Consider the following 3,074-nt stretch of genomic DNA (forward strand, 5'->3'; position numbering starts at 1 on the left):
TTATTAAATATACCTTCAATACAGGATACGCTCATTTGTTCATGTGTTTGGCTTGAAAATATATGTTTGTCGGGCTTACCTTCTAGATGCTGCATGTTCATGTAGTTAAACAATATTTTTGAGCAATTAGCAGGAATGCCTATACGTCTAGATTTACCACCTTTTCCTTTGACATTTAACGTTGCACCATTAGGTTGAAATTCAATACATTTTACAGTGAGGTCGCAAATTTCCTGCGCTCTTGTACCACTTGCATACATTAGACATAGTAAAGTTTTATCTCGTAGTCCAGTTCCTTTGCTTTCATCCGGCAACCGTAATAGGATGGGTATCTCTTGAATTGTAAATACTGCACGTGTTTTTGGATGAGATTTTTTCATTGGTATTTTAACTATGCTACTTCGAAATATAGAAGCAGCTTCAAAATCTCTATTTTGTGCATACTTCGAAAATGATAACAAAGCTGACAATCTTTGATTTTTCGTTGAGGAACTGCATTTTCGATTAACTTCCAACCAGTTAAGAAATTCAATCAATACTTTATAATCAAGATGTCCAAAGGTGACTTGATCTGCTGAGATACCTTTCTGTAAATACATAAACTCTAACAATAATCGAAAAGCATATTTATATGAAGTAACTGTATTGGAACTTGCGCCAAGGGAATGCGGTAGGTAATTCGTCAAAAATCCATTTAAAAGTATTAGAAATTTTGAAGCATCATTCGCCATCGTAGTTCACCTCCGGAAATACTGTTGATGTATAAGCTTCAAATAATTCCATTGATTCCGGGAATAGTTCACTACTGAATTTCAGATATTTTTCTGTTTCTTTAAGGCTATCATGACCAAGGTATAATGATAAATAGGGAACAGTTTCATTTATTCTTCGTCCAGTATTTTCTGAAGATCTAAAGGATTTAAACACGAATACATGTCTTAGACAATGCAAACATGGACCTCGTTGATGCCTTTGCCTTCCCATTAAAGATATATCTGCAAGCTTAAGTATATCATTGAATTTATGCTGCGCACTGTGTACAGTAACTGCTTCGGTAAGATCAATTGTCGGAAAAAGATTGGCCTCAGGATAACCCATAATTCCCATTGCGATACAATATCGTTCAAGGATTTTTGTTAGCGAATGATGCATAGGCACAAGCCGTTGCTTATCACCTTTTGTATTATTTAAGGTCAGTACGCCGATCTCAAGATCAATGTCTTTCATTCTTAATGATAGTGACTCTCCAGCACGTAGTCCACAACCATACATAAGCCTAAGGATCATAGGAAACTCATTATGGATAAATATGTTTTTAACTGGCTTAACTTTTTGTAATGAGTCAGCAATCCCAAAAATTCGCCTCATCTCGTTATCAGAAAATATATAGGGTATATAATCATCTCTGATCTTTGGAGTAGGCGGTATGTAAGGATTAATACCATAGCTTTTGAGGTTCTCCAAAAATAATCTTATGACGATGACAACATTAGCAATCGTACTACTTTTCCCTTCTATAGTGCGAATCCAATCAGTCACCTGATCTTCCATTAGATTTTTACTAGTGCAATTGATGTCGACAAGATATTCGTCAAATATTCTTAGAGTATGGCGATCATGATCGTAAGCACTTTTGCTTTTTGAAATTTTTCTTAGTGATAAAAAATCAGAAAGCTCAACTTTTAAAATACTCTTAAACTCAGTCATAGCTGTGAACCTCCTTCAAGAAAATTCTTAAAGCAACTCGAAGGTTCAGGTACCTCTATTGCGCATTCACGAAGCTTTTCTATATCAAGTCTTGCGTAATGTTTTATGGACTCAGGATCGACATGCCCTAAAATTTTACTAACTGCCTCATATGGAATATCATCGTTCACCATGGAACTCGCTAGTGACGATCTAAATACATGTGGTCCATGTTTTTTACTTGTGATATCGATTCCTGCTTTTTTGAAGTACTGTGTTATTTCAAACCTAAGGACTGAAGTAGTAATCTGCTCATAGGGTGCATTTATTCGAAGGAAGACAAAATTGCTGCATTTTTGGGGACGAACGTTGTTAACATATTCAGTAATGGCATCTCGTATTTCAGTCAACATAGGCAGCTGCTGTATTTCACCTGTTTTTTGCTGGTTAAATGTAATCGTATTATTATCAAAATCAAGTTTATCTAGTGTCAGATTCACAATATCACCAGACCTCATTCCTAATCTTGTTGCTAACAGGATTAATGCATAATCTCGTTTTCCAATACTACTTTTTTTGTCTATTGCATTCTCAAGTCTAGAAATTTCTTCTTTGCTATAGGTTACAGGAAGGTGAAACGGATGTTTGTAATGTGGCACCAGTGTTGAAAAATCAGATACGTGTATACCCTCAGTATTTATGAATTTCAGGAAAACTCGTATAGCAGCCCAACCATCTTTATTCTGAACACGCAAACATGCTTTTATTACTTGTGATGGATTTAATGAAACTATATCAAGGCATCCTTGTGTAATACAATCCTTTAGGAAACATCGTATAAATCGACACTTTCCTTCAATGGTGTTGTCTTTATTACCTAGATCATAACAGTGCAAGACATACCGTGATAGAATTTCCTCATAGTTATTTGGCAATAATTCGATAAGCGTTGTCGGCTGAAGAGTATATTCATTTCCTAAATAAAAATCATTAAATCTGCGAATAGCTGTCCGTATGGCAGCTTGTCTCGACAACTCAATCTTGTGCTCGTGGATGTAGTAATTAAAATACTGTAGACCTACCATTTCTGAATAGCCAGAAATACTTTGCAAGTTCATGTAAAGATCGATTTTTTTCAGTGTTCTTCGGTAGTTGATTAATGTCGATTTTTTGTAGGATTTTGACTCTAAAAACTTGATGAATAAATCTAGATGATCGCTAAATGAGAAAGTGTTGATTTTATCTTGTGCCATGGTAAGCACCTCCTTAAAATGTTATATAACACCATTTTAAAGGAATATATTGTTATCTGAGAAGATTTTATTAAAAAGTAGTGTTTATGCAATCTTAATAGAATCTTCTCGGATAATAATAGTACTAGGATAATG

Annotated in this window: 3 protein-coding genes; all 3 read right to left on the minus strand. The window is 34.8% G+C overall.

The genetic code is table 11. The features are described from left to right. The coding region (locus tag P0N36_RS14825) for a tyrosine-type recombinase/integrase (RefSeq protein WP_275843651.1) at window positions 1–731 on the minus strand (731 nt) is incomplete at its 3' end. Next, entirely contained in the window at window positions 721–1,707 is a 987-nt protein-coding gene (locus P0N36_RS14830) for a tyrosine-type recombinase/integrase (protein WP_275843652.1), read from the minus strand. The genes P0N36_RS14825 and P0N36_RS14830, both read right to left, overlap by 11 nt. Then, the gene (locus P0N36_RS14835; protein WP_275843653.1) at window positions 1,704–2,939 is read right to left on the minus strand and encodes a site-specific integrase; all 1,236 of its coding nucleotides are present in this window, start codon (window positions 2,937–2,939) and stop codon (window positions 1,704–1,706) included. Before P0N36_RS14835 ends, P0N36_RS14830 begins: the two co-directional genes overlap by 4 nt. Window positions 2,940–3,074: the final 135 nt, after the last annotated feature.

Source organism: Petrocella sp. FN5 (assembly GCF_029210395.1).
Taxonomy (GTDB): domain Bacteria; phylum Bacillota; class Clostridia; order Lachnospirales; family Vallitaleaceae; genus Petrocella.